This is a genomic window from Staphylococcus sp. MB377, from assembly GCF_001922505.1.
GTDB classification, from domain to species: domain Bacteria; phylum Bacillota; class Bacilli; order Staphylococcales; family Staphylococcaceae; genus Staphylococcus; species Staphylococcus haemolyticus.
In genome coordinates, this window is the sequence record NZ_MAON01000005.1 from 13,897 (window position 1) to 37,312 (window position 23,416).

Below are 23,416 nucleotides of genomic sequence, written 5' to 3' on the forward strand. Positions count from 1 at the left end.
ACTTCCCTTCTACTTGAATCATCTTTCGTATATTATAACTTAAAAATATTGAAATTGATAATCGTTTAAACTCAACGAACTATAATCTAATATTTATTAATTTTTATTTTGTTCTTGTATCTTTTTTAATTTTTCAGGTGTCACATCATTACCTTCAGGATCTATCACCTTTGTACTCTCAATTTGTTGTTTAAACCCTTTTCTAAATGCTTCGAGGTATTTTTTACGTAATTTCGATTGCTCTTTAGCTTCAGCTTCAGTTAAACCTTGTTCCTTTTTCTTTTTAGCAAGCTCATTAATTCTATCTATATTTAAATTATCATTAGACATAACTATCACTCTTTCTGTATTCCCATTAATATTTTCTCTTTTACTTCATAGAATATAACAAAAAAGAGGTCTAGACAAAAGCTATTGACATTTAAATAGCTTTGACAGACCTCAAATTTATAATCATCTTACAAACGCGAACACTTTGTAGTCATTTTGTTCCCCATTTGTAGTATTTACGTTCTTATTGTCATCTTTAATAATTGCCTTTTTAGAAATAGTATGGTCAGTTATTTCGTACGTTTGTTCCATTTGAGCGTTATGATATAAATTCATGAAAAATACTATAAAAACAACACAAGATATTGATACAACAGCTATATTAGTTAATAATTTATTTTTATATTTATTAAACATTACTTTCACCTCTAGAACATTTGTTTATATAAATACTTTATCAGAACATTTGTTCTTAGTCAACATAAAAACGAACAAATGTTTGTTCAATATTTAAATCAGTGCTATAATGTAGTTAAATAAAATTAGGGAGTGCCTATATATGAGAGAATTAACTAAACGTCAAAGTGAAATATACGATTACATTAAACATGTAGTACAAACTAAAGGATATCCACCAAGCGTACGAGAAATTGGTGAAGCAGTAGGATTAGCGTCAAGTTCAACTGTTCATGGTCATTTATCTAGACTAGAAGAAAAAGGATATATTAAACGAGACCCTACGAAACCGAGAGCCATTGAAATTGTTAGCGAACAAACTAACGATGCAGTTAATATGGAGGAAACAATTTATGTTCCTGTAATTGGTAAAGTTACTGCCGGAATTCCGATTACTGCAGTTGAAAATATTGAGGAATATTTCCCTTTACCAGAACATTTAACATCAACTCACAATAGTGATATCTTTATTTTAAATGTCGTGGGTGAAAGTATGATTGAGGCAGGTATTTTAGATGGAGATAAAGTTATAGTTAGAAGCCAAACCATTGCTGAAAATGGGGACATCATTGTTGCTATGACTGAAGATGATGAAGCAACAGTTAAACGCTTCTATAAAGAAAAAACACGTTATAGATTACAACCTGAAAATAGTACAATGAGTCCTATTTATCTTGATAACGTTACTGTTATCGGTAAAGTTATTGGTTTATACAGAGAACTGTAGTTTTAATTTCTAAAATTTACGTTAACCTCTCTCTTATATATTTCTATATACAAAGAACTAGCAAAGTCTACAATGTAAACTTTGCTAGTTCTTTTGTTTTTCATTTTCATTTTTATTTAAAATTTCTTTAACCTTATCTAGAATATCTAGTTTATTAACATCTTTAGTTGTCATAATATCAACTTCCTTATCAACTAAAAGATACCCTTAATAAGTCGTATTAAAACACTTAGCCCGTATAATTTTCTGTCCAAAATGGTTGTCGTTTGTCATTAAAATCAACGCCTACGCCTAGAGTACTGAAATTTGTATTCAATATATTCTTTCTATGACCAAGTGAATTCATTAACCCCTCATGAGCAAATATACTATTTTGTTGCCCATACGCTAAATTTTCACCTGCCGCATTGAAATCAATGTCATCATCTTTTAATCGATCAAAAGGAGATTCACCATCTAAATTATTATGATCAAAGTAATTTTGTTTTGCCATGTCTTCACTATGGTTTCTTGCTGTATTGGAGACATTTTTCGAGTAACTAAGTGTATTCAACCCATGCTGTTTACGCTCAGAATTAACTAAATCATAATTTTGATATTCAAAGCTTTGTTCTAATGTTGAAGATGGTGCACCGTAATGTTGAGTCAACCTTTTTTCCATAGCGTCACTAACTTGAAGTAATGCAGTAACTCCATTGTCATTATGTTTATCATAAAAAACAGTTGTATAAATATTATCTTCATGGAAAACATCATACTCATCGCTACTTATATCAACACGGTATCTACCTTTAACAATTTCTTTTAAAGGTTTACCAAGTCTATCCTCAACAACATTTTTAGGGGTGTTATATTTCACCTTAGATTTAGATGTAATGACATTTTGATTACTATATAAAGCATTGACTTTATTTCCTAAATAGCTAACCATTATGAAATTATCGTAATCATTATTGTAATAGGTATACCATTTAGTGCCATATTCATTAGATGTTACTCTTTTAGGTTTCCCCAATTGATTTTCAACTTTGTCTTTAGACATATTCATCTGAATATTATTAATAGCAAAGTCCTGTTTTGTAGGTGTTTTGAGCGAATTGCTTTTTAAACTCGAATCTTGATTCATAACTTGCTGAACTTTACTTCTTACGTCATTCTGAAATTTTACTAGTGCTTGATTTTCCTTTAATGGTATGAATAAAGCTACAACTAATAACACCAAAGAAAATAAAAGGAATTTTTTAATAACATACACCTACCACTCAAGTTTTAATCCTTATCCCCATTAAAAATTGAATTTCGCACTATAACATAATCGACAGTTGTTAATGATTTTAAATCTTTTCCACCTGCATATGAAATTGAGCTTTGTAAGTCTTGTTGCATTTCAACTAAAGTATCTTTTAATGATCCTTTATGTTCAACAAACATTTTTTTACCTTCAACATTCTTGTGTTCACCTTTTTGGAATTCAGATGCACTACCAAAATACTCTTTATAACGTTTGCCGTCTAATTCAACAGTTTCACCTGGTGATTCTTCATGAGCCGCAAATAGAGATCCTATCATTACCATGCTTGCACCAAATCGAATTGATTTAGCAATATCGCCATGTGTTCTTAAGCCACCATCAGCGATTATAGGTTTACGCGCTGCTTTACTACAAATATTTAATGCTGCTAATTGCCAACCACCAGTGCCAAAACCAGTTTTTATTTTTGTGATACAAACTCTACCTGGTCCAATACCAACTTTAGTTGCATCTGCACCTGCGTTTTCAAGTTCTCTAACACCTTCTGGCGTACCAACATTTCCAGCAATTACAAATGTTTTTGGAATATATTTTTTTATGTGTTTAATCATTTTAATAACTGAATCTGAATGACCATGAGCTATATCAATCGTAATATATTCAGGAACTAATTGTTTGTCAGCTAATTCTTCAATAAATTTAAATTCATTTGCTTTAACACCTACAGAAATAGAAGCAAACAATCCGTCTTTTTGCATGTTTTGAATAAATGGAATACGAGCTGCTTCGTCAAATCGATGCATAATATAAAAATAATCATTTTTAGCGAACCAATGCGCTAATTCTTCACTCATAACAGTTTGCATATTCGCTGGCACAACAGGTAACTTAAACGTTTTAGGTCCAAATTGAACAGTTGTATCACATTCCGAACGACTTTCAACTATACATTTATTTGGAATTAATTGAATATCTTCATAATCAAAAATTTTCATACTTTTTAGCCCCTATACAATCATATTTATTAAGTAAAAACGAACTTTTAGTATATTAAATATAAAAATCATTCATTTTCTCACCCTTATATACTTTACAATTTTTTAATTGTCTTGTAAATGGACTAAAGTACTAGATTTGTATTTTACCAACTTGATTTTTTAACGCCCGGGATTTGTCCTTTGTGTGCATGTTCTCTAAAAGCAATTCTAGACATTTCAAATTTTCTTAATACACCTCTTGGACGTCCTGTTACTTTACATCTTCGAGTTAAACGCGTTGGTGAAGAATCACGTGGCAACTTACGTAATGCTTCATAATCTCCTTTAGCTTTTAATTCTTTACGTAATTCATAATATTGATTAACTAATTTTTCTCTTTTTATTTCTTTAGCAATTTTAGATTTTTTTGCCATATATATCACTCCTGTTATTTTAAATCGTAATAATTACGTTTTATATAATAACACATGATTTTAAATTTACAAGACTGATGACTTAATTTCATTTAAATAATTAAAAAACCGAAGTATAAGATTATTATACTTCGGCAAGTTCTTACTTTATCTTTAATGTCGTATTTAAAAGATAAGAGATTATTTAGTTTCACGGTGTAGCGTGTATTTATTTAATCTTGGGCAATATTTTTTCATTTCAATACGCTCAGGATTATTACGTTTATTTTTAGTAGTAATATAATTACGATCGCCACATTCTGTGCAAGCTAATGTTACATTAACGCGCATAATTAACATCCTTTCTCATTTAACTAGGAATACTTACGATTTAAAATTTTACCATATTAAAATGCTCTACGCAATCTAATTTTTTAGTACTATTTAAAATTCTCGTAAGTTTCGTCGTTAGTACCTTCTAAATCAACATCATTAATATCGATTTCTAATGCTTTGGCAACACCTTTACCATATTCTGGATCAGCTTTATAACAATGACGAATGTGTCTATGTTTAACGTCTTCACTCACACCATCCATCGCATTTGCTGTGTTAGTAAAGATTCTTTCTTTGGCATCATCAGATTGTAAACGGAATAATTTACCAGGTTGTTCAAAGTAATTATCATCATCTTGTCTTTGATTGTACTCATAACCGTCTCCATCTACTGGGAATGCTGGTTTTTTATATTCAGGTTGTGATTGGTAAACACCTTTATTATTTGGATAATAATGAGGTCCACCACCTTGATTTCCATCAAGGAATCTCATTTGACCATCACGACTGAATGGACACATATTTTCAATGCCAACACCTTTAGGTTGGTTAACAGGAATTTGCCAATGATTGACACCTAATCTATAACGTTGCGCATCACCATATGAGAATAGACGTCCTTGTAACATTTTATCTGGTGAGAAGTCTAGACCAGGAATAATGTTTGTTGGAGCGAAAGCAGCTTGTTCAACATCCATGAAATAATTCTCTGGGTTTCTATTTAGCTCAAATTCACCCACTTCAATTAATGGGTAATCACCTTTATACCAAACTTTAGTTAAATCAAACGGATTATCTGGATGATTTTTAGCTTGCTCCTCAGTCATAACTTGGATATACATTTTCCATTTTGGATAATTGCCATTTTCAATTGCATCGTATAAGTCACGTTGTGATGATTCTCTATCTTGACCTACAATTTCAGCCGCTTCATCATCTGTGTAATTTTCGATGCCCTGTTGAGTTCTGAAATGATATTTAACCCAAACACGTTCACCCTCGTCATTGTACATAGAATACGTATGTGAACCGAAACCATGCATATGACGGAAGTCTTTTGGCATACCTCTATCTGACATTAAAATTGTAACTTGGTGAAGTGCCTCTGGTACGCCAGTCCAGAAATCCCAGTTATTTTGAGGACTTCTCATATTAGTACGTGGGTCTCTTTTAACAGCACGGTTTAAACTAACAAACAACTTAGGATCTCTAAAGAAGAACACGGGTGTGTTGTTACCTACTAAGTCCCAGTTACCTTCTTCCGTATAGAATTTAAGTGCAAATCCACGGATATCTCTCTCTAAGTCAGCTGCCCCACGTTCACCGGCAACTGTTGAGAATCGTGCAAACATTTCTGTTTGTTTACCTACTTCTGAAAAAATTTTAGCATTTGTATATTTCGTAATATCATTTGTTACAGTAAATGTACCAAATGCACCTGAACCTTTAGCGTGCATACGACGTTCAGGAATTACTTCACGATCAAAATGAGACATTTGTTCTAAAAAGTATGCATCTTGCATTAATAATGGGCCTCTCGGACCAGCTGTCATACTATTTTCTCTATCTGAAACAGGGTGCCCAAACAAACCAGTTAATCTTTTATCATCTTTCGCCATAGTTAATTCTCCTTTCACTTATTTATAATTATTATAATTTAGAATCTACTATAATTAAAGCCATAACCCCTATAATTAAAGCATTTTTAAAAAAACTACAAAGTGTCAGAAAATTTAAAATTTTCAAGCTAAATTGTTTAAAAGTTATTGAATACTGTCCCCAAAAAGATTAAAATGGTTTGTATATTTAAATTTTAGAATTAGGAGACATCATATGGAAGATAACAATATGAAAAGAGGTCTTAACTCAAGACACATATCTATGATTGCTATAGGTGGCGCAATTGGTACAGGGCTCTTTGTAGCAACAGGTAGTGTTGTTGCTCAAGCTGGTCCTGGGGGCGCTATATTAGCCTATTTATTAATTGGCATAATGCTTTACTTTTTAATGTCGTCAATTGGAGAGTTGGCAACATTTTATCCAGTTTCAGGATCATTCAGTTCATACGCAACGCGATTTGTAGACCCTTCTCTAGGTTTTACAATGGGATGGTTATATTACATTATGTGGACACTAGTTTCCAGTGTAGATGTTATGGTTGCTTCAAACGTATTGTATTATTGGGATGTATTTAAATTTTTTAGTCCACTTACTTGGAGTTTAATCTTTATCACTATTGTATTTTTATTAAACATCTTCACGGTTAAAGCTTTTGGAGAAACTGAATTTTGGTTATCACTAATTAAGGTTGTAACTATTATTATATTTATTATTGTTGGTTTCTTGATGATCTTCGGTATATTAGGTGGCCATTCTTATGGCTTTGAAAATTATACTAAAGGTGAGGCACCATTCGTGGGTGGTTTATCTGGTTTCTTAGGTGTTTTACTCGTTGCAGGATTCTCAGTTGGCGGTACTGAAGTTGTAGCAGTGACTGCTGGAGAATCTGATAATCCAGAAAAAACAATGCCTAAAGCTGTTAAACAAGTTTTTTGGAGAATTTTATTATTCTATGTATTATCAATTGGTGTTATTGCAGCTATCATTCCTTATACTGACCCATTATTGTTAAATGAGAATGAATCTGTTACACAAAGTCCTTTCACAATTGTATTTGATAGAATTGGTGTTGCTTTTGCCGCTTCTGTTATTAACGCTGTTATATTGACATCATTATTATCTGCGACAAACTCAGGTGTTTATACTACTAGTAGAATGTTGTTCTCTTTAAGTGATGAAAAACAGGCACCTAAATTCTTAAGTAAGCTAAACGATAAATCTAAATTACCTTTAAGAGCATTAGTTACAACATATATTCTGATTGTAGCGATTATTATAATTGCTAATTTTTATTCAAATGCTGTTTTTAGTTTGTTAAATATTATTGGTTCATTGGTAATCATTGTTTGGGCAGCTAGTTCATGGGCACAAGTAAGATTGCGTAAAGCCATTAAACGTCAAGGTCAAGATATCAATCAACTTTTACCTTATAAATCACCATTGTACCCTCTTGGACCAATTTTAGTATTTGCAACTTTAATTTTCTTATACTTTGGTAATTCAATTGGAGATTTATTCGATGGTAATATAGGTAAATTTTTCGTTAACATTTTACCTATCATTATTTTAGGGCTCATTTTCTTAGCTCATAAATTAATAAGAAAAACGAAGTTCGTTAAATTAAATGATATGGATATCACACCACATCATTATCATAAAAATAATTAAATAATTAAATGCGAGCACTGAAAGTATAGTAAATCCTTTTTAGTGACTCGCATTTTTGGTTTCAACATATTGATATTTTCGAAAAAAACAGTTATCTAGTATAATAGTAGTAAAGATAATGACTTAGAGGTGAAAGCAAGATGGTTGGTCAAACAAACTTATTTGATGATGTCATTAAGAGTGAAGAACGTTTCGTTATAGTTGTACAATCTCTAGAAGAAAAAAATGGTCAATTACTAAAACGTACATTAAGAGAGTATCCTAGTCTTGAACATGACCAAATGGAAAATTTATTTACACATTTAAAAGATGTATTTAGTACTGAACCTTTCAGTGAAAACCAGTCTGCATTTACAATTACAGTGTATACAAATTTAGATTATGCTGCTGATCAAGTATACGCTTATGTAAAGCGTTCAAAAGGAAAGCACGAATGGACACATACTGCTAAATAATAAAAAGGCATGAGGTCGAATGAATCATTCATCATGGTAATTATGATGAAATAAACAACATTCGTATTCTCATGCCTTATTTTGTATTACAAAAGTGTTTTTAAAGCTGCGGGAATACCATTAGAATCGTTATCTAACGTTATTTTGTCTGCAATAGCCTTCAGTTCCTCATTTGCATTTCCCATCGCGATAGCACAACCCACTACTTCAAACATTGATTGATCATTTAAACTATCACCAAAACAAATCACTTCAGATAATGATACATTTAATTTTTCACATAATGCTTTAATCGCATTACCTTTTGAAACATCCTTTGCCATATATTCTAAAAAGAATGGTTTACTTGTTGTTACATCAATTTCTGAATTAAAACTTCCATGCATATCATCACGTACTTTAGCAATATTTGTTGCATAATCAACGCCCATTGCTTTTGGAACGCTATCATTAATATAAGCTTTAATATCATCTACACGTTTCATAGGTAGCCCAGTAAGTTCTGATTCAATATCTCGATATTCATGATCACCATCATGGATAATATGTCCATCTTGATATGTCAAGATTAAAAAGTTATGTTCACGACAAAAATCCACAATAAGGTCAAAATTCTTCTTAGATACACTTTGACTCACTTCTACTTCTTCTGTTGCTACTTTGATCGTTTTACCGCCGTTGTAACTGATGATATAACTATCATGGATATCTAATTGTAGTTCTTTTGCAATTGGTAGCATACCTTCAGTTGGTCTTCCTGAAGCTAACACTACTTTATAGCCTTGATTTTGAATATCTATCAAGTAATTTTTAGTTTCTTTACTTACTTTATTCTCACTATTAATTAAAGTATCGTCCATGTCCATAACGATCATTTTATAATTACTCATATCTGAAGTGTACTCCTTTCGAAATTTACTCGTTTATATTTTACAATAAATTTTATGAAGGATACACAATTTCTTCAACAACGCCAATTTCATTGATTGTTGCTAATTCTGAATGACATGTTGTAACGGCTTGTCTTAACGCTCTAACTAATTGACCACTCTTCTCCTTATGACTCATTGTTAATATGGTAGGCCCTGCACCACTAATTACTGTCGCATATGCACCATATTGTTGAGCTATAGTTTTAACCTCTTTAAATTCAGATATTAAATGTTGGCGATATGGCTCGTGGAAGCCATCCTGTGACATCATTTTCCCAGCAAGTTCATAATTATGTTGAATTAATGCACACAGCATCGTATTACTTATTGCACTACTTTGAACCGCGCGCTTATGAGAAAATTGATCAGGTAAAACGTTACGAGAATCTTCAGTCTTTAATTCATATGGAGGTATAGTTAGAATTATATCAACGTCAGGCACATCAATATGTGCTACATTCGTTTCTTTTGTATCTGGATTATAGAAGCCTGCTAATAAGCCACCATAAATTGTAGGTGCAACATTATCTGGATGACCTTCTATTTCTGTAGCTAATTGAAGTAATTCATATTTAGAAAGCTGAATATTGCCAAAATAGTTTGCAATGTATAAAGCGCCTACCAATGCAGACGCCGATGAACCTAAACCTCTAGCTAATGGTATATCACTTCGCATTTCAACACTTAAACTAGGTAATTCTACATTATATTTAGATGCGACCTGCTGGGCCACTTTAAAAACATAATTGTCTTTGTTCTTAGGAAGTGAATCTAATTCGGAGTTTAAATATGTAAATTCCCATTTTTCCCCTTCAATTCGTTTCACATAAAGATGTAAATATTTATCTATAGCCATACCTATCGAGTCGAAACCAACGCCTAAATTAGCAGTGGACGCTGGTATCTTTAAGTGCAACTGTTCAGTCATTTTTACAAAGCTCCTTTAATGTAATCAATAATACTTGATTTATCGTTAGGAAGCGGTTGAATAGGGTTATCTAATATTGAAATAGCAGTATCAGGATCTTTTAATCCATTACCAGTTAAAATAGCTACTATTTTTTTGCCTTTAGGTAATTGTCCTACTCGATGTAATTTAATCAGACCTGCAATTGAGGCGTTACTAGCTGGTTCGCTAAATACACCTTCTTTAGAAGTCATTAATTGATAAGCTTCTAAAATTTCTTCATCAGTAACGCTATCAATCAATCCATTAGATTCGTCTAACGCATTCGTAGCTTTAATCCAACTAGCTGGATTACCAATTCGAATAGCTGTAGCAATTGTTTCAGGATTTTTAATCACTTTATTTTGAACAATTGGTGACGCACCTTCTGCTTGGAAGCCAAATAATCGAGGTAATTGACTCCCCTTTTTCTCATGGTATTCTTTAAAACCTTTCCAATAAGCAGTAATATTACCTGCGTTTCCAACTGGAATTGCGAGTACGTCTGGAGCTTGTTCCAATTGTTCAACAATTTCAAATGCACCCGTTTTTTGTCCTTCAATACGATATGGATTCACTGAATTAACTAACTCAATTTCTTCATCATTTTTAGCAATTTCCTTAACAATCTCTAAAGCCTCATCAAAGTTTCCTTCAATAGAAACAATTTCAGCACCATACATAACAGCTTGCGATAATTTACCGAGTGCAATCTTACCCTCTGGAATAACTACTATTGATTTTAATCCAGCTCGTGCAGCATATGCAGCTGCTGAAGCTGATGTATTACCAGTAGATGCACAGATAACTACTTTTTTTCCCTGTTCTTTTGCTTTAGTAACAGCCATGACCATTCCTCTATCTTTAAAAGAACCTGTAGGATTTGCACCTTCATATTTTACATACAAATCAATATCCAACATCTTAGACAAGTTCTCACAATGAATTAATGGAGTATGTCCTTCATTTAATGTTAACTTTGGTGTGTCGCTGTTAACTGGTAAATATTCTTTAAACTCTTCAACTAAACCTTGCCATCTTTTCATAAACATTAAACCCCTTCAACTGGATAAATTTTCTCGATATTAAAATCAGCTTTACTTAAAACATCCTTTGGTGACTGATCTAAACCTATAATAACTACACCATACGTTTGTTCATCACGTTGTTCAACCTGTAGTGATTTATGGAAAGGTAAAGTTTCTTTCAATAATGATTCAAATTTTTCTTTTGATAAGTCACTATTAAGAACAACATAATAGTTTAACTTCTCTTGAATAGCTACGACATCTTCCGTATCCATAATTTCGCGAGTTGCATCGGTTTTCAATTCAAAATGAGGTGGTAATGTATGCGTATTTGATTCAAAGAATAATGCCACATTTAGTAAATCACTTACAACAGCACTTCCAGTAGCTAAACTACCTGCACCTTTCCCATAGAACATTGTATCGCCCACTGCATCGCCTACGACATAGATTGCATTATATTCATCTTCAACTGTAGCTAGTTGATGGGATTTATGTATTAATGTTGGTTCGACTGATGCATTTACTTTACTATTTTGATAAGTTCCCTTACCAATCAATTTTATTTTATAACCTAATTTGTCCGCGACATTGATATCAGATAAAGTTGTCTGACTTATACCACGAACTTTAACATCATTTAATTTAATGACTTGGTTAAATGATAAATAAGAAGTGATAACAACTTTACGTGCTGCATCAATACCTTCTACGTCATCAGTCGGATCTGCCTCAGCAAAACCTAGCCTTTGCGCTTCATCAAGAGCATCTTCAAACGTTGTTTGTTCACGTGTCATTTTAGATAAGATGAAGTTAGATGTACCATTTAGTATTCCCATAAATTTAGAAATGTTATTAGCATTTAATCCATTATTAATAGCATTTACTATAGGGATACCACCGGCAACACTCGCTTCGAATTTCAACGCAAGTCCCTTTTCCTCAGCTAAATCTTCTAGTAGCTTCAAATGTACGGCTAATAAATCTTTGTTTGCAGTAATTACATGTTTACCGCTTTTCAAAGCATCTCTTAACCAATCAACAGTAGGTTCAATGCCACCCATTACTTCAATGACGATATCGATAGAATCATCATTTAAAATTTCATTAACATCTTCAGTTAAATGATATCGACTAATATTTATAGGTCTTTTCTTAGATTTATCACGCACTAAAATATGCTTTATAACAATATCTTTGTTTAATGTATCTATAATTTGTTGTCGATTCTCTTCAATTATTTTAACTACACCTGATCCCACTGTTCCTAGACCAAGCAAAGCAATATTTAATTTTTTCATATTTTTATCTCCCCCGTTTGTATAACTGAGAAATACAATTGTTTTATTGAAATATACTTTATTTTAGTATACTATTAAAACATATTAAATTGATAGGACTTTTTAGCATAAAATGTAAATACTTAGCTTTATATTATCATGTGGTATCAGAAAATTAAATAGAATTTTCTGATTTTTTAGAAAGGTTGATTAGGTATATGAAAGTGGCAAAATTCGGCGGTAGTTCAGTTTCAAATGCAACACAAATCAAAAAAGTCCTAGATATCGTTAATAGCGATTCAGATCGTAAAATTATTATTGTTTCTGCACCAGGCAAAAGACACAAAGATGATGTTAAAACGACCGATCTTCTAGTTCGATTATATGAAAAAGTAATGAATAATCTTAATTATCAAGATAAAAAGAAAGAAATTTTTCAACGTTATGCAGATATTTTACATGAACTTGATATGGATGATTCATTATTAAAAGTAATTGATGACACATTAGAAGAGATTATTTCAACTTTAAAAGATAAGCCTTTAAGATTATACGATGCAATTCTTTCTTGTGGTGAAAATTTTAATGCGCAATTAATTGCAACTTATAATGATTCACAAGGTTTTAAAACGACATACCTTTCTCCAAAAGATGCAGGTATTCTAGTTACAGATTTACCGCAACAAGCTCAAATCTTGGAAGAAGCTTATGAGAAGATTAGTAAATTAAAAGATATTGAAGGTAAAATTATTATCCCAGGATTCTTTGGTGTTTCTAAAAATGATTATGTCGTTACGTTCCCAAGAGGTGGTTCTGACATTACAGGTGCAATTATCGCTAGAGGAATTAGAGCGTCTTTATATGAAAACTTCACTGATGTATCAGGTATTTATAAGGCAAACCCTAATATAATTAACAATCCGGATCTTATTGAAGAAATTACATATCGTGAAATGCGAGAACTTTCATATGCTGGGTTTAGCGTCTTCCATGATGAAGCATTGCAGCCACTCTATAAACACAGAATTCCAGTGGTTATTAAAAATACAAATCTTCCTCAAGATAAAGGTACATTTATACGCCATGATAGAGATGTAAGTGATAAAAATGTCATTATAGGTATAAGCTGTGATAAAGGATTTAGTGTTATTAATATTAAAAAATACCTAATGAATAGACAGGTCGGCTTCACACGTAAAATTCTTGAAATATTAGAAGATTACAATATTTCTTTCGACCATATGCCTTCAGGTATTGATAGTATTAGTATCATCCTTCGAACACATCAATTAAAAGGTAAAGAAAAAGATGTACTTAACGCTATACGTAAACGTTGCGATGTTGATGAATTAAGTATTGAACACGACTTAGCGATTTTAATGATTGTTGGTGAGGGAATGAATAAAGCAATCGGTACTGCTAACACTATTACACATGCGTTAGCAGAATCTAAAATCAATTTAAAAATGATCAACCAAGGCTCGTCTGAAATATCAATGATGTTCGGTATTTCAATTGAAGATGCAGACAAGGCTGTTTTATCTACATATGAATATTGTTATCATGGCATTTGTTTGAAAAATCTAAATAAGCAAGCATAGTTAAAAAGCATCTGGTATTTAAATAGTCATGTTTTGTACATTCCACTTAAATATTAGATGCTTCTTTATAATTTGTTATGAGCTAATGCCTCATTGATTCGTTGCTCCCCTACGACAACTTTTAATATAACAAATTGATAATAACTTAATGAGTCTAAAACCATTTTATAATTAGGTAATTGATGGTAATTTTGATTATCCAATAAGTCGTACATTAGCACGATTTCCGGTTTAATATAATCTACTCCCCATGTCAGCGAATGAAAATAAATACTATTCTTAGGAATTCTAATATTACTATCTAATCTAAATATCCACTCTTCATTTACGACATCATAAATAAAGATATTTATTAATAATTTCTCGTTAAAAGTAATATCTATGTGTGCAATTTCGGGTACACTTAATTGATCTCGATTCATTAAATTATTATTTTTATCATAATAATTTAAATGATACGTGAACGGAATTACTTTTAATACTTCAACTAGTTGTTTACGTTCTACGCATATGTCGACTCTAGAAGGTAGAATAAAATTATCACTTAAAAATAGCTGCATTGCGACTTCCCCATGAAATTTGAATGAAGTACGACATTCATTTTTTAATATTTTAACTAGCTCTTCTATATGTTGTTGATGTTCCATATTACTACCTCCAAAGGAAACGCTTTCATACATTAATTATACATATCCTTATTTCTGATTTCAATTTACGAATTATGAAGTATTGCTAAATTTGATGTTAAACAAAATAACAAAATTGCTAAAATTAGGTAATATTTATTATTTTAGCAATTTAACTTAATTTACATTTTGTTGAACTACGCAATTATAATAGATATAATTTATATGTTATTTCATATCGCTCACGTTATAACTTTCAAATTTATTGAGTGATATAAAATTAAAATTCGAACATAGGTGATGAATTATGACATTAACAATTATCTTAATTGTTATCATCGTTATACTTATTTTGGCGTTCATCTTAAATCAACGTTACATGCAAGATAGAGTTGATACAGAAGTGTACGCAAGAAATCAGATGGTAACTAAGAATGCGACGCTTAGCAATGAAAATTTAGAACTTAAAAATCAAATGCTTAGTTCTAATAATGATGTAAGTTCACATGCAAAGCGAAACGCGAAACACGTTTTAACTAGCATTCTTGATAAGTATAAAGACGAAGGCAAGTTAAAGTATTACGATATTATAACTACAAGTAATTTAGCTACAAAACATCCTTTCTTTGAATACGCTAGAACGTTCGATTACATTGTTGTTTCAGATGTTGGCTTAATCAATATTGACGTCAAAAACTGGAAACAAAAAACGTTTTACCATTTTGATGCACCAGTAGACGACGATATGCAAATTGACACAAATGATGTGAATCAGATTGTCGGTCATTATGTAAGTAAACAATATCACAGTCAGTTTGATTCACCACGCAGTGAAATTTATACTTTCGTCGAAAAAATTCAAAATAATCGTGTGATTTATGAGTTTTATGATCATGATCCATATGAACAAGCAGCGATTAATTCAAAAGTTTTAAAAGACGGAATTGAAAATCATTTTAATCATAAAGTACAAAGCATCGGAGTCGTTTACTTTAGCGATGGTAGCGTAAATATCATTGAGGGTTCAGAGGAAAGAGCTCAATATGTAGACACCGTTTCAACTAAATCATCACTTGAAGCGGTAATCAAAAATGCAATTGATTTATCTAAACATCCACTTTCTGAAGACCAAGTTACCAAAATCGTAAACAGCTTTAATAATTAATGCACATAATAAGCGATTGACAGTGAATCTAGATACAGATACACGTGTCAATCGCTTATTTTTTAACTCCATAAATTCACTTTATCTTTTTTAGCTTGTTGTTCATCTTTTTCAAAAAGATGACGATATTTGCCATTCGGTGAGAAGTACTTTTCACGTGCTAATCCATTTTTTACTAATTCTTCGTTGTACATTGTGTTCTCATTTAGCCATACATATGCAAGTGTCCGACCATATCTATCTTCTTTTTCTTTGTCATATTCTAAATATACATCTTTCCCATTTAAGTGTTGTTTACTATAATTAGATGCTTCTTTACCATATGGTTGAACTGGTGTGTTAGGTTTAACTGTTTCTGGTGTATCTATACCTATAAGTCTAACTTTAATTTCTTTTCCTTCACTATTTGTAGCAACAAAGGTATCACCATCTACTACTCGGTCTACATGTACTTTTTCTTTACCCTTAATGTTAGTACTGTTTGATGATTGAGAACCATTATTTTTAAAAGGTCCTGTATGATTCATAAATTGAAAGGTTAAAACGCCTACCACTAAAACAGCTAAAACGATGATACTTAATGATTTTTTCGAGTTCAAAGATGTCACCTACGCTTTTTATTTCAATAATAAATATCATATATAAATTAAAATAAATCGTCAATGACAACTTGCTTTAGTTAGACTATGTTAGTATCCACTGTACTCGCAAAAAGTGAAATTATTAATCTTATCATGCTATAATAAATGCGTTAGGAGTGACATCAATGTCTGAGAAAAATGAAAATTTAATGACAGTTATAGCCGTAATTATAGCCATAATTGTCGGTATAATACTACAAATTGTCTATAAGTTACCTATTATTGTCTCTGTCGTAGTAGCTGTATTATTAGGAGTCTTAGTAGGATTTATTGCTTATATCATTCAATCTATAATTCGCAAGAGAAAGAACAAGTAGCTCAATTAGAAAATCTTTATAGAAATTTTACAAGCAAAGCAAATTGGGAGTGAGAAAGAATTCAAATTGAATTCTTTCTCACTCCCACATTTTTTTATATTTAAGATTAATTTCTAGATATTGTGGTATGTATAAGAAATACCTTAAATGTATAAAATTAATTTTAAAAAATTGATTAATTTATCACAATTTTAATTATCAAAAAGCCTCACCATCAAACAATTAGCGAGATGGTATTAAGGAAATTCTAGACGTAATTATAGATAATCACGGTCTAATTTATAAAGTACAAACACAAAATGGCCATGTATTCGAACATACTTTGGCGAAAGATACACCTCCAGATAAGGTTGCTCAAGTGTTACGGTTATTAGCCACTCATGTTGACAATCTAGAAACTCAAAAAAGAGATAATTAATATGTTTGTAAAGATACTTCTTAATCTTTAAATAATTAGGTTAAAAGTAAGCAAAAGGTCAGAACTTAAAGTATTAACGTTCTTGGAATCCATGCTCCCTAGAGCAAACTGATGTTCTGACCTTTATACATGACTATATGCATAATTAAATTCTATATCCATCCTTTATCATTCGCTTTTCTCCAAGCATCAAAGCGGTTCTCCGCTTCAAGTTTATCAATTATATTAGACGTGTAATTTCTCACCGTACCGTTTGAAAGATAGAGTTTATCAGCGACTTCTTTATTACTTAACCCTTCCCCTATTTCACGTAACACGACCTGTTCTTTATGCGTTAATGGATTAGCCTCTTTAAACAAAGATGTCATTAAAGACGTACTATATTCTTTTTCGCCATTTAAAACTTTATGGATGGTTGCAACTAAATCATCAACCGATCGTTCTTTTAACACATAGGCATCAACATCGTTTGCAACAGCTCTTTCAAAATAACCAGGCCTTTTAAAAGTCGTGACAATAATCACTTTTGTATTAATTTTATTTTCTCTTAATTGCGATAGTATTTCTAAGCCCGTAATTCCTGGTATCTCAATATCTAAAATAGCAATGTCAGGCTGTTGACTATTAATAGATTGTAATGCGTCAATACCATTATCAAAATCATCTATCACTTTTAAATCGTCGTGAAATTCAATTAATTGTATCATTGCTTTACGCAACATATTTTGATCTTCTGCAATTACGATTGAAATCATTGTATACCTTCTCTCGGAATCATAATATCGATAGTCGTACCCTGTTTAGAAGTGATATTAACTGTGCCGCTCAATAACGCTACCCTATCGTTAATACTCTTTAATTTTACTTCGCTAGGTTGTTTTAGACCTATACCGTTGTCACTAATGATTAATTTAATACCATTATCGTAACTTTCAATTTTCCCATTAATTTCAGAGGCTTTCGCGTGCTTAATTACATTGTTAACCGCTTCTCTGAGTATCATTGATAATATCGTCTGTTTAGTTGGGTTGAGGGAACTCGCACCTCTTATATTTTCAAAGTTAAAGTGAATATTTGCATCCTTTAAGATTTGTTCTATAGATTGAATTTCTTCTTCAAAATTTTGAACTTTCAAATTTTCAATAATATGTCTTACTTTCTCTAATGTATATTTCGAAATTTCGTTTATATTTAATATTTCTTTCTTAGCTGCTTGCGGATCTTTGTCGATTAGTTTTGCAGCTAATTCTGATTTGACACTCAAACTTGCAAATACATGTCCTAACGTGTCATGTAAGTCTTGACCTATTCGATTACGTTCTTGTTCCGCAATCAAAATATTAATATATTTATTTTTTTCTTCAATTTGTTGACGATATTGTCTCTCTTTCATTATTTTAAAATTACCAAATAATATTGCCAAAATAATAATATAATAAATAATAATACTCACGACATAAAAGTGATTCGTTTGTATAATCGTTATGATGATACATGTAATCATTGAACTTATTAATAACATAAACTCTATTGATTTTACTCCCTTTTTAAATAAAAATGGAATAGCAAATGCACTAAAGAAGAAAAATAAACTCAATGTTGGATTGTATGCATATACAAAATAAATAATCGCTAAAAAATGAATACCAAATAAGATTAAATTAATACGATGACTTAATGTTTCATGAAAAAGAATTAAACTAGCATAGGCAAATGTAAAAATGATTACAATAAGTAAATTTAATAAAAAGCTATCATCTTGCCATGTTAAATACAAACCATAGTAAGGAAATATTAAGTAAATTAAAGATGAAATCTCTCCCATTTTAGCGCCTAAACTACGCTTCATTTATTCCACCTCTTTTCTCTTATTAATTAATAATGCAATAATTAAGAAAATAATGCTATAAATACCTAATATAACGAACGATTGGATATTAAAACCATTACCTTTACCTAGTTCAAGTGCTAAATGACGTAAATGATACGTTGGTGTTAGTTTAGCAATTGTTTGCATCCAATCAGGAAATGTACTAACAGGGAACCACAATCCACCAATAATGGCTAATACAATATTAAACAGATTAGCTACGCTACTTGCTTTCTGTGTCTCACTAAATTGCGTAATGATTAAACCTAATGTCAAAAACATGCTAGCACCTAACCATAAAGAAACACCAGATAAAATCCATTCACTTGCACTTAGATCTACCCCTTTATAGAAGTGTGCTACGCTGAATAAAAGCAATATTGAAGCTAAAAATAAAGTCATTGTTTTAATAATTTTAGCTAAATAATAATTTAATACTGTGATTGGTGTAGAAATTAATCTTTTATACCAACCACTGTTTCTTTCCTCGATTATTTCTAATGGAAATTGCATCAGACAAAATCCCATTAAACTGAATACCGTCATACTATACATATACTCTTTGTAAAATACTTTTTTCGCATCTGCTGGCATATCAATTAATGATGTAAACAATATATAGAATGCCAAAGGAAATATAAAAGCCATAAATGATGATAATTTGCGTCGAAATAATAATTTGTATTCAATATCAAGTAACGTTATGATATTCGTCATAGTCTATTGCACCACTCTTTCTTCTTTTGAAAACATGAGTTCCAATAAAGATTTTTTATAAATTGTGACTTGATTTAAATCTACATTTATTTTAATTAGATTTGTAATAATTGCTTCAACATTTTCTGTTTGAATTTTTAAATTACCATTCGTAATTTCTATATCATATGTTTCTGAAAGTATTTGATATTGTTCTTCCGTAAAGGTCATTATTTCAATAATTGAATTATTTTGACTAAACAAGATATTATGTGGTGTATCATTAATTTTGATACTTCCTTGTTCTAAATAGACAACTTTATCAGCCATTCTTTCGACTTCTTCAATATAATGAGAGGTGTAAAGTATAGTTATACCATCTTCTTTAAGTTGCTCAATTAGATTCCAAAAGTGTTCTCTTGTTTCAATATCCATTGACGTTGTTGGTTCATCTAATATTAAAAATTGAGGTTTGCCTATTAAAGTTAGAACAAAGTCTAATAATCTCTTTTGACCTCCTGATAATTTATTAGTATATTGTTCCAATTGAAGATTAGAAAATTGAGTTAATTTTTGAAACTCATTAAATGTCATAGGATTGGTATATAATTGTTGATATAAATGATATAGTTCTTTTACTTTAATGAGCTTAGGTAAATTCGTAGTTTGAAATAATATGCCCATATTATGTGAGGATATTAAATTAAGTTTATCTTCGACTGTTCCACTATTTGCATGCTTATGACCTATAAGTATATCTATTAAAGTGGACTTTCCTGCACCATTTTTTCCGATTAATGCAGTACACTTTCCTTCCTCGATATCTAATGAGATATTATTCAAAACTGTCTTTTTACCAAACGATTTCTTTAATTGCTTTATATATATCATAACGACCTCACATCCTTTTAATTTATATATCTACTTTATCTTTTAATCGAATTTAAAATTAGTTTAAATTGTCACGATTTTAATATGACATTTGTCATATTAACTACGACGAGGTAGCAAAAAAGAGATTAAGCAACTTTAAATTGCTTAATCTCATAATTTTTAACTATTATTTTTCTCCATTTTTCTTTTTGAAACAGTTCTGCCAAAAAATAAATAAAGAATAAACCCGATTAATGGTAAAACAAACAATACAAAGAGCCACGCCCATGTAGAAGACGCACTTCTTCTATTTCTTTCTAAAAAGATGATAATAAAAGCTAGTACTAGATTTATCACAAAGCCTAGTGCTAATAAAATCGTAAAAACAGTTCCCAAATCTGGGCCGAACATGAATTTCATAAAATAATACTCCTATTTAATTTTATAATTTAAATTATTTACTTAGCATTTAAGATCAAGATGGCATTTAGCACTTCTTCATTATTTGGAAATTTACGTTCTTCTATTTTGTCTATTGAAATATTTAGAACTTCAAATTGACTTCCTTCATCACTTTCAAGATACATATTAATTTCTTTTTCTAACTCATCCAGTGTTTTTTCTTGAATCTTTTTAAATTTGATTTTACTCATTCTACAACACTCCAATTCAACTTATTTGTTCAAATCATAGTCTTTTTACATTTAAATCGCAAATTAATTCATACTATAACTTACATTTTATTAAAACGCTTACAATTATATATTCAAAATATTAAATTCACATAAGAGATAAATTATTGTATAATAAAGTCATTCTATTAAATTTTCAGAATAATTAAATTATTTAGATTGTGGGGTATTATATGATTTCTTTTGAAAATGACTACCTTGAAGGTGCACATGAAAAAGTATTACAACGAATATTTGATACCAATTTAATCCAGGCCTCTGGCTATGGTGATGATCAATTTTCAAAGCAAGCAGCTGAAGAAATTAAATCAGCCATCAAGTGTCCAGAAGCGACTGTACGATTCTTAGTTGGTGGTACGCAAACCAATCAAGTTGTTATTAATTCGATACTAGAGCCATATGAAGGTGTGATTTCAGCTGACACTGGTCACGTAGCTGTACATGAGGGCGGTGCTATTGAATTTAGTGGTCATAAAGTTTTAACTGTCCCATCTCACGAAGGTAAAATTAGACCAAAAGAAGTTAATGCATATCTAGATACGTTTTACAATGATTTTAAACGTGAACATATGGTCTTTCCAGGAATGGTTTATATTTCACACCCTACAGAATACGGTACTTTATATAGTAAAAAAGAATTGAAGAATCTTGCTGACGTGTGTAAAGAACATAATGTACCCTTATTTATGGATGGTGCGCGTTTAGGCTATGGTTTAATGAGTGATCAAAGTGATTTAACATTTGAAGATATTGCTAAATATTGCGACATCTTTTATATAGGTGGTACTAAAATAGGTGCGCTATGTGGTGAAGCCATCGTTTTCACTAAAAATAATGAGCCAAAACACTTTACCACTCGAATCAAACAACATGGTGCATTACTTGCTAAAGGTCGTTTAGTAGGTGTACAATTTCTGGAATTATTCACTAATAATTTATATTTAGATATTAGCCGTCATGCCATAAATATGGCTAATAAAATGAAAAAAGGATTTCTTGAAAAAGGCTATCAACTTTACTTTGATTCACCTACTAATCAACAATTTTTTGTACTTAGTGAAGAAAAGATTAAAGAGTTGAAACAAAAAGTAAAGTTCGCGATTTGGGAGAAATATGATGATAATCATCGTGTTGTTAGATTTGCGACAAGTTGGGCTACTACCGAAGAAAATGTGGATAAGTTATTAGGGTTAATTTAACATCTGAAAAACAGGACTTCCTAAAAGGAAATCCTGTTTTTAATGAAATTTATAATAAATACTAGCTATAATTACAATTAATACAAAGAGGCTTATGATTATTTCTTTTTTAGATGGTTCTCATTTTTCTATAGTGACTTTAATATTAAATTCCACTTTTTATTCTCCTCTTAAAAGTTTAAGTAATCATGTTAATCACATTCGCTACCTCGTTAATATTGAATTTTAAGTTGTATAATTTAATATTACACTTTATTTTTTTATATTGGTCACCTAAAGTTCTGAGTGCTGACCTTTATCATACACCTATTCTATTATTTACTTTTTGATAAGCTTCAATCACTTGTGGATAAAGATAAATTACTCTAGATCCAATCCGGCGAGTTACTTCGACAATTTCAGGTTCACAGACTATTTTATTTTGAAGTGTTGATTTACGGCTCTACGTCAAATCGGACTGATGAGTCCAAATATTGAGATTAAGCAACCTTAGGTTGTTTAATCTCTTTTTTTGTTGTTGAGGCAAATAGTCGCGAAGTTATAATAATTCGATTATGCAAATTATCATAATTTCTATAACCAAAAGATACCCTTTTAATGAGTTTGATTTTATTATTAATTCCTTCTAACGGACCGTTGGTCAGGTTAGAATATGTCATAGTATTTTCAATGAAAGCTAGTAAGCGTATTAAAGCTCTAATGACTGGGCGTAATTTAGGACACACATCTGAAAGATGAATAGAAAAGAGTTTATGATTAAATTTCTCTATTTGATTTTCTTTTAATAATCTTCTTAGCTCATGAACGTAGTGATATGTATTAAATAATTCTACATCTACACCTAATAAGTAATTTATAATGCCTTTTTCGGTTTTCCACTCTTTAAATAAATGGACTTTATGATAATTAAATGCTTCTAGCGTTTCAAAAGGTTTAAGAAATAGTTTCCAATAAATCA

General features: G+C 30.8%; 26 protein-coding genes and 1 pseudogene. 7 read left to right on the plus strand and 20 right to left on the minus strand.

What is annotated here, in order from left to right:
* Nucleotides 1-96 precede the first annotated feature (96 nt).
* The gene (locus BB045_RS01210) at nucleotides 97-330 is read right to left on the minus strand and encodes a DUF896 domain-containing protein (protein WP_016931078.1); all 234 of its coding nucleotides are present in this window, start codon (nucleotides 328-330) and stop codon (nucleotides 97-99) included.
* 123 nt (nucleotides 331-453) lie between these two features.
* On the minus strand, nucleotides 454-687 hold the full coding sequence (gene sosA / locus BB045_RS01215) for a DNA damage-induced cell division inhibitor SosA (RefSeq protein ID WP_033080041.1): 234 nt from the start codon (nucleotides 685-687) through the stop codon (nucleotides 454-456).
* Between the two features lie 142 nt (nucleotides 688-829).
* On the opposite strand from sosA, the gene lexA reads away from it, so the two are divergent.
* Nucleotides 830-1,453 (plus strand): transcriptional repressor LexA, encoded by a 624-nt coding sequence (gene lexA / locus BB045_RS01220; protein WP_011275859.1) that lies wholly within the window; start codon nucleotides 830-832, stop codon nucleotides 1,451-1,453.
* A 229-nt stretch (nucleotides 1,454-1,682) separates the two neighbouring features.
* Here the strand turns inward: lexA and BB045_RS01225 are convergent, their stop codons facing one another.
* The 5 genes from BB045_RS01225 to BB045_RS01245 all read right to left on the minus strand — a co-directional run bounded on the left by BB045_RS01225 (nucleotide 1,683) and on the right by BB045_RS01245 (nucleotide 6,050).
* The gene (locus BB045_RS01225) at nucleotides 1,683-2,708 is read right to left on the minus strand and encodes a CAP domain-containing protein (protein ID WP_070440141.1); all 1,026 of its coding nucleotides are present in this window, start codon (nucleotides 2,706-2,708) and stop codon (nucleotides 1,683-1,685) included.
* Between the two features lie 14 nt (nucleotides 2,709-2,722).
* Nucleotides 2,723-3,700 carry a GMP reductase gene (guaC, locus tag BB045_RS01230; RefSeq protein WP_070440139.1) on the minus strand — a complete coding sequence of 326 codons (978 nt, stop codon included), beginning with the start codon at nucleotides 3,698-3,700 and terminating at the stop codon, nucleotides 2,723-2,725.
* Nucleotides 3,701-3,846: 146 nt separating this feature from the next.
* The gene (gene rpsN / locus BB045_RS01235; RefSeq protein ID WP_070440137.1) at nucleotides 3,847-4,116 is read right to left on the minus strand and encodes a 30S ribosomal protein S14; all 270 of its coding nucleotides are present in this window, start codon (nucleotides 4,114-4,116) and stop codon (nucleotides 3,847-3,849) included.
* 180 nt (nucleotides 4,117-4,296) lie between these two features.
* Nucleotides 4,297-4,446, minus strand: a complete 150-nt coding sequence (gene rpmG / locus BB045_RS01240) for a 50S ribosomal protein L33 (protein ID WP_001265708.1) — start codon at nucleotides 4,444-4,446, stop codon at nucleotides 4,297-4,299.
* 89 nt (nucleotides 4,447-4,535) lie between these two features.
* A complete protein-coding gene (locus BB045_RS01245; protein ID WP_070440135.1) occupies nucleotides 4,536-6,050 on the minus strand; it encodes a catalase in 1,515 nt (504 codons plus the stop codon).
* A gap of 214 nt (nucleotides 6,051-6,264) precedes the next feature.
* On the opposite strand from BB045_RS01245, the gene BB045_RS01250 reads away from it, so the two are divergent.
* Together BB045_RS01250 and BB045_RS01255 are read left to right on the plus strand one after the other, a co-directional pair.
* A complete protein-coding gene (locus BB045_RS01250) occupies nucleotides 6,265-7,719 on the plus strand; it encodes an amino acid permease (protein ID WP_037551336.1) in 1,455 nt (484 codons plus the stop codon).
* Nucleotides 7,720-7,859: 140 nt separating this feature from the next.
* Entirely contained in the window at nucleotides 7,860-8,174 is a 315-nt protein-coding gene (locus BB045_RS01255) for a hypothetical protein (RefSeq protein WP_011275865.1), read from the plus strand.
* An 86-nt stretch (nucleotides 8,175-8,260) separates the two neighbouring features.
* Here BB045_RS01255 and BB045_RS01260 read toward each other — a convergent pair whose 3' ends face one another.
* The 4 genes from BB045_RS01260 to BB045_RS01275 are packed head-to-tail and all read right to left on the minus strand — an operon-like array spanning nucleotide 8,261 to nucleotide 12,381.
* On the minus strand, nucleotides 8,261-9,064 hold the full coding sequence (locus BB045_RS01260) for a Cof-type HAD-IIB family hydrolase (RefSeq protein WP_070440132.1): 804 nt from the start codon (nucleotides 9,062-9,064) through the stop codon (nucleotides 8,261-8,263).
* A gap of 52 nt (nucleotides 9,065-9,116) precedes the next feature.
* Nucleotides 9,117-10,034, minus strand: coding sequence for a homoserine kinase (thrB, locus tag BB045_RS01265; RefSeq protein ID WP_075140412.1), 918 nt, complete (start codon nucleotides 10,032-10,034; stop codon nucleotides 9,117-9,119).
* 2 nt (nucleotides 10,035-10,036) lie between these two features.
* Nucleotides 10,037-11,098, minus strand: a complete 1,062-nt coding sequence (gene thrC / locus BB045_RS01270; protein ID WP_037558048.1) for a threonine synthase — start codon at nucleotides 11,096-11,098, stop codon at nucleotides 10,037-10,039.
* Between the two features lie 5 nt (nucleotides 11,099-11,103).
* Nucleotides 11,104-12,381, minus strand: coding sequence for a homoserine dehydrogenase (locus tag BB045_RS01275; RefSeq protein ID WP_070440130.1), 1,278 nt, complete (start codon nucleotides 12,379-12,381; stop codon nucleotides 11,104-11,106).
* Between the two features lie 197 nt (nucleotides 12,382-12,578).
* Between BB045_RS01275 and BB045_RS01280 the strand changes: the two genes are divergently transcribed.
* The gene (locus BB045_RS01280) at nucleotides 12,579-13,961 is read left to right on the plus strand and encodes an aspartate kinase (protein ID WP_075140413.1); all 1,383 of its coding nucleotides are present in this window, start codon (nucleotides 12,579-12,581) and stop codon (nucleotides 13,959-13,961) included.
* Nucleotides 13,962-14,026: 65 nt separating this feature from the next.
* Here BB045_RS01280 and BB045_RS01285 read toward each other — a convergent pair whose 3' ends face one another.
* Nucleotides 14,027-14,608, minus strand: coding sequence for a hypothetical protein (locus tag BB045_RS01285; RefSeq protein WP_070580642.1), 582 nt, complete (start codon nucleotides 14,606-14,608; stop codon nucleotides 14,027-14,029).
* A gap of 286 nt (nucleotides 14,609-14,894) precedes the next feature.
* Here BB045_RS01285 and BB045_RS01290 point away from each other — a divergent pair, with 286 nt between their 5' ends.
* The gene (locus BB045_RS01290; RefSeq protein ID WP_070580644.1) at nucleotides 14,895-15,752 is read left to right on the plus strand and encodes a hypothetical protein; all 858 of its coding nucleotides are present in this window, start codon (nucleotides 14,895-14,897) and stop codon (nucleotides 15,750-15,752) included.
* Nucleotides 15,753-15,814: 62 nt separating this feature from the next.
* On the opposite strand, the gene nucI is transcribed toward BB045_RS01290, so the two are convergent.
* Nucleotides 15,815-16,351, minus strand: coding sequence for a thermonuclease NucI (gene nucI / locus BB045_RS01295; protein WP_070440125.1), 537 nt, complete (start codon nucleotides 16,349-16,351; stop codon nucleotides 15,815-15,817).
* Between the two features lie 167 nt (nucleotides 16,352-16,518).
* On the opposite strand from nucI, the gene BB045_RS01300 reads away from it, so the two are divergent.
* Nucleotides 16,519-16,710: a hypothetical protein gene (locus BB045_RS01300; RefSeq protein ID WP_070440124.1), complete on the plus strand. Its 192-nt coding sequence runs from the start codon at nucleotides 16,519-16,521 to the stop codon at nucleotides 16,708-16,710.
* A 570-nt stretch (nucleotides 16,711-17,280) separates the two neighbouring features.
* On the opposite strand, the gene BB045_RS01310 is transcribed toward BB045_RS01300, so the two are convergent.
* The 6 genes and pseudogenes from BB045_RS01310 to BB045_RS01335 all read right to left on the minus strand — a co-directional run bounded on the left by BB045_RS01310 (nucleotide 17,281) and on the right by BB045_RS01335 (nucleotide 21,220).
* Complete coding sequence (locus tag BB045_RS01310) at nucleotides 17,281-17,883, minus strand: response regulator transcription factor (protein WP_070580646.1); 603 nt, start codon at nucleotides 17,881-17,883, stop codon at nucleotides 17,281-17,283.
* Nucleotides 17,880-18,977 (minus strand): sensor histidine kinase, encoded by a 1,098-nt coding sequence (locus BB045_RS01315; RefSeq protein ID WP_070440121.1) that lies wholly within the window; start codon nucleotides 18,975-18,977, stop codon nucleotides 17,880-17,882. Before BB045_RS01315 ends, BB045_RS01310 begins: the two co-directional genes overlap by 4 nt.
* The gene (locus BB045_RS01320; RefSeq protein ID WP_070580650.1) at nucleotides 18,978-19,715 is read right to left on the minus strand and encodes an ABC transporter permease; all 738 of its coding nucleotides are present in this window, start codon (nucleotides 19,713-19,715) and stop codon (nucleotides 18,978-18,980) included.
* A gap of 3 nt (nucleotides 19,716-19,718) precedes the next feature.
* Entirely contained in the window at nucleotides 19,719-20,585 is an 867-nt protein-coding gene (locus BB045_RS01325) for an ABC transporter ATP-binding protein (RefSeq protein WP_075140415.1), read from the minus strand.
* A gap of 168 nt (nucleotides 20,586-20,753) precedes the next feature.
* Nucleotides 20,754-20,987 (minus strand): annotated as a pseudogene (locus BB045_RS01330) (PLDc N-terminal domain-containing protein); the annotation flags it as partial.
* 38 nt (nucleotides 20,988-21,025) lie between these two features.
* Nucleotides 21,026-21,220 (minus strand): hypothetical protein, encoded by a 195-nt coding sequence (locus BB045_RS01335; protein WP_011275881.1) that lies wholly within the window; start codon nucleotides 21,218-21,220, stop codon nucleotides 21,026-21,028.
* Nucleotides 21,221-21,432: 212 nt separating this feature from the next.
* On the opposite strand from BB045_RS01335, the gene BB045_RS01340 reads away from it, so the two are divergent.
* Nucleotides 21,433-22,458: a threonine aldolase family protein gene (locus BB045_RS01340; protein ID WP_075140416.1), complete on the plus strand. Its 1,026-nt coding sequence runs from the start codon at nucleotides 21,433-21,435 to the stop codon at nucleotides 22,456-22,458.
* A 479-nt stretch (nucleotides 22,459-22,937) separates the two neighbouring features.
* Here BB045_RS01340 and BB045_RS01350 read toward each other — a convergent pair.
* The coding region (locus BB045_RS01350) for a transposase (RefSeq protein ID WP_142236914.1) at nucleotides 22,938-23,416 on the minus strand (479 nt) is incomplete at its 5' end.

Excerpts from the sequence above, each read along its gene's own strand:
- BB045_RS01250 (WP_037551336.1), top strand. The coding sequence starts at position 6,265 with ATGGAAGATAACAATATGAAAAGAGGTCTTAACTCAAGACACATATCT.
- guaC (WP_070440139.1), bottom strand. The coding sequence starts at position 3,700 with ATGAAAATTTTTGATTATGAAGATATTCAATTAATTCCAAATAAATGT.
- BB045_RS01210 (WP_016931078.1), bottom strand. The coding sequence starts at position 330 with ATGTCTAATGATAATTTAAATATAGATAGAATTAATGAGCTTGCTAAA.
- rpmG (WP_001265708.1), bottom strand. The coding sequence starts at position 4,446 with ATGCGCGTTAATGTAACATTAGCTTGCACAGAATGTGGCGATCGTAAT.
- BB045_RS01260 (WP_070440132.1), bottom strand. The coding sequence starts at position 9,064 with ATGAGTAATTATAAAATGATCGTTATGGACATGGACGATACTTTAATT.
- BB045_RS01245 (WP_070440135.1), bottom strand. The coding sequence starts at position 6,050 with ATGGCGAAAGATGATAAAAGATTAACTGGTTTGTTTGGGCACCCTGTT.
- BB045_RS01255 (WP_011275865.1), top strand. The coding sequence starts at position 7,860 with ATGGTTGGTCAAACAAACTTATTTGATGATGTCATTAAGAGTGAAGAA.
- rpsN (WP_070440137.1), bottom strand. The coding sequence starts at position 4,116 with ATGGCAAAAAAATCTAAAATTGCTAAAGAAATAAAAAGAGAAAAATTA.
- BB045_RS01285 (WP_070580642.1), bottom strand. The coding sequence starts at position 14,608 with ATGGAACATCAACAACATATAGAAGAGCTAGTTAAAATATTAAAAAAT.
- BB045_RS01340 (WP_075140416.1), top strand. The coding sequence starts at position 21,433 with ATGATTTCTTTTGAAAATGACTACCTTGAAGGTGCACATGAAAAAGTA.
- BB045_RS01315 (WP_070440121.1), bottom strand. The coding sequence starts at position 18,977 with ATGAAGCGTAGTTTAGGCGCTAAAATGGGAGAGATTTCATCTTTAATT.
- BB045_RS01275 (WP_070440130.1), bottom strand. The coding sequence starts at position 12,381 with ATGAAAAAATTAAATATTGCTTTGCTTGGTCTAGGAACAGTGGGATCA.
- BB045_RS01320 (WP_070580650.1), bottom strand. The coding sequence starts at position 19,715 with ATGACGAATATCATAACGTTACTTGATATTGAATACAAATTATTATTT.
- lexA (WP_011275859.1), top strand. The coding sequence starts at position 830 with ATGAGAGAATTAACTAAACGTCAAAGTGAAATATACGATTACATTAAA.
- BB045_RS01290 (WP_070580644.1), top strand. The coding sequence starts at position 14,895 with ATGACATTAACAATTATCTTAATTGTTATCATCGTTATACTTATTTTG.
- BB045_RS01280 (WP_075140413.1), top strand. The coding sequence starts at position 12,579 with ATGAAAGTGGCAAAATTCGGCGGTAGTTCAGTTTCAAATGCAACACAA.
- thrB (WP_075140412.1), bottom strand. The coding sequence starts at position 10,034 with ATGACTGAACAGTTGCACTTAAAGATACCAGCGTCCACTGCTAATTTA.
- thrC (WP_037558048.1), bottom strand. The coding sequence starts at position 11,098 with ATGAAAAGATGGCAAGGTTTAGTTGAAGAGTTTAAAGAATATTTACCA.
- sosA (WP_033080041.1), bottom strand. The coding sequence starts at position 687 with ATGTTTAATAAATATAAAAATAAATTATTAACTAATATAGCTGTTGTA.
- BB045_RS01310 (WP_070580646.1), bottom strand. The coding sequence starts at position 17,883 with ATGATTTCAATCGTAATTGCAGAAGATCAAAATATGTTGCGTAAAGCA.
- BB045_RS01335 (WP_011275881.1), bottom strand. The coding sequence starts at position 21,220 with ATGAGTAAAATCAAATTTAAAAAGATTCAAGAAAAAACACTGGATGAG.
- BB045_RS01325 (WP_075140415.1), bottom strand. The coding sequence starts at position 20,585 with ATGATATATATAAAGCAATTAAAGAAATCGTTTGGTAAAAAGACAGTT.
- BB045_RS01300 (WP_070440124.1), top strand. The coding sequence starts at position 16,519 with ATGTCTGAGAAAAATGAAAATTTAATGACAGTTATAGCCGTAATTATA.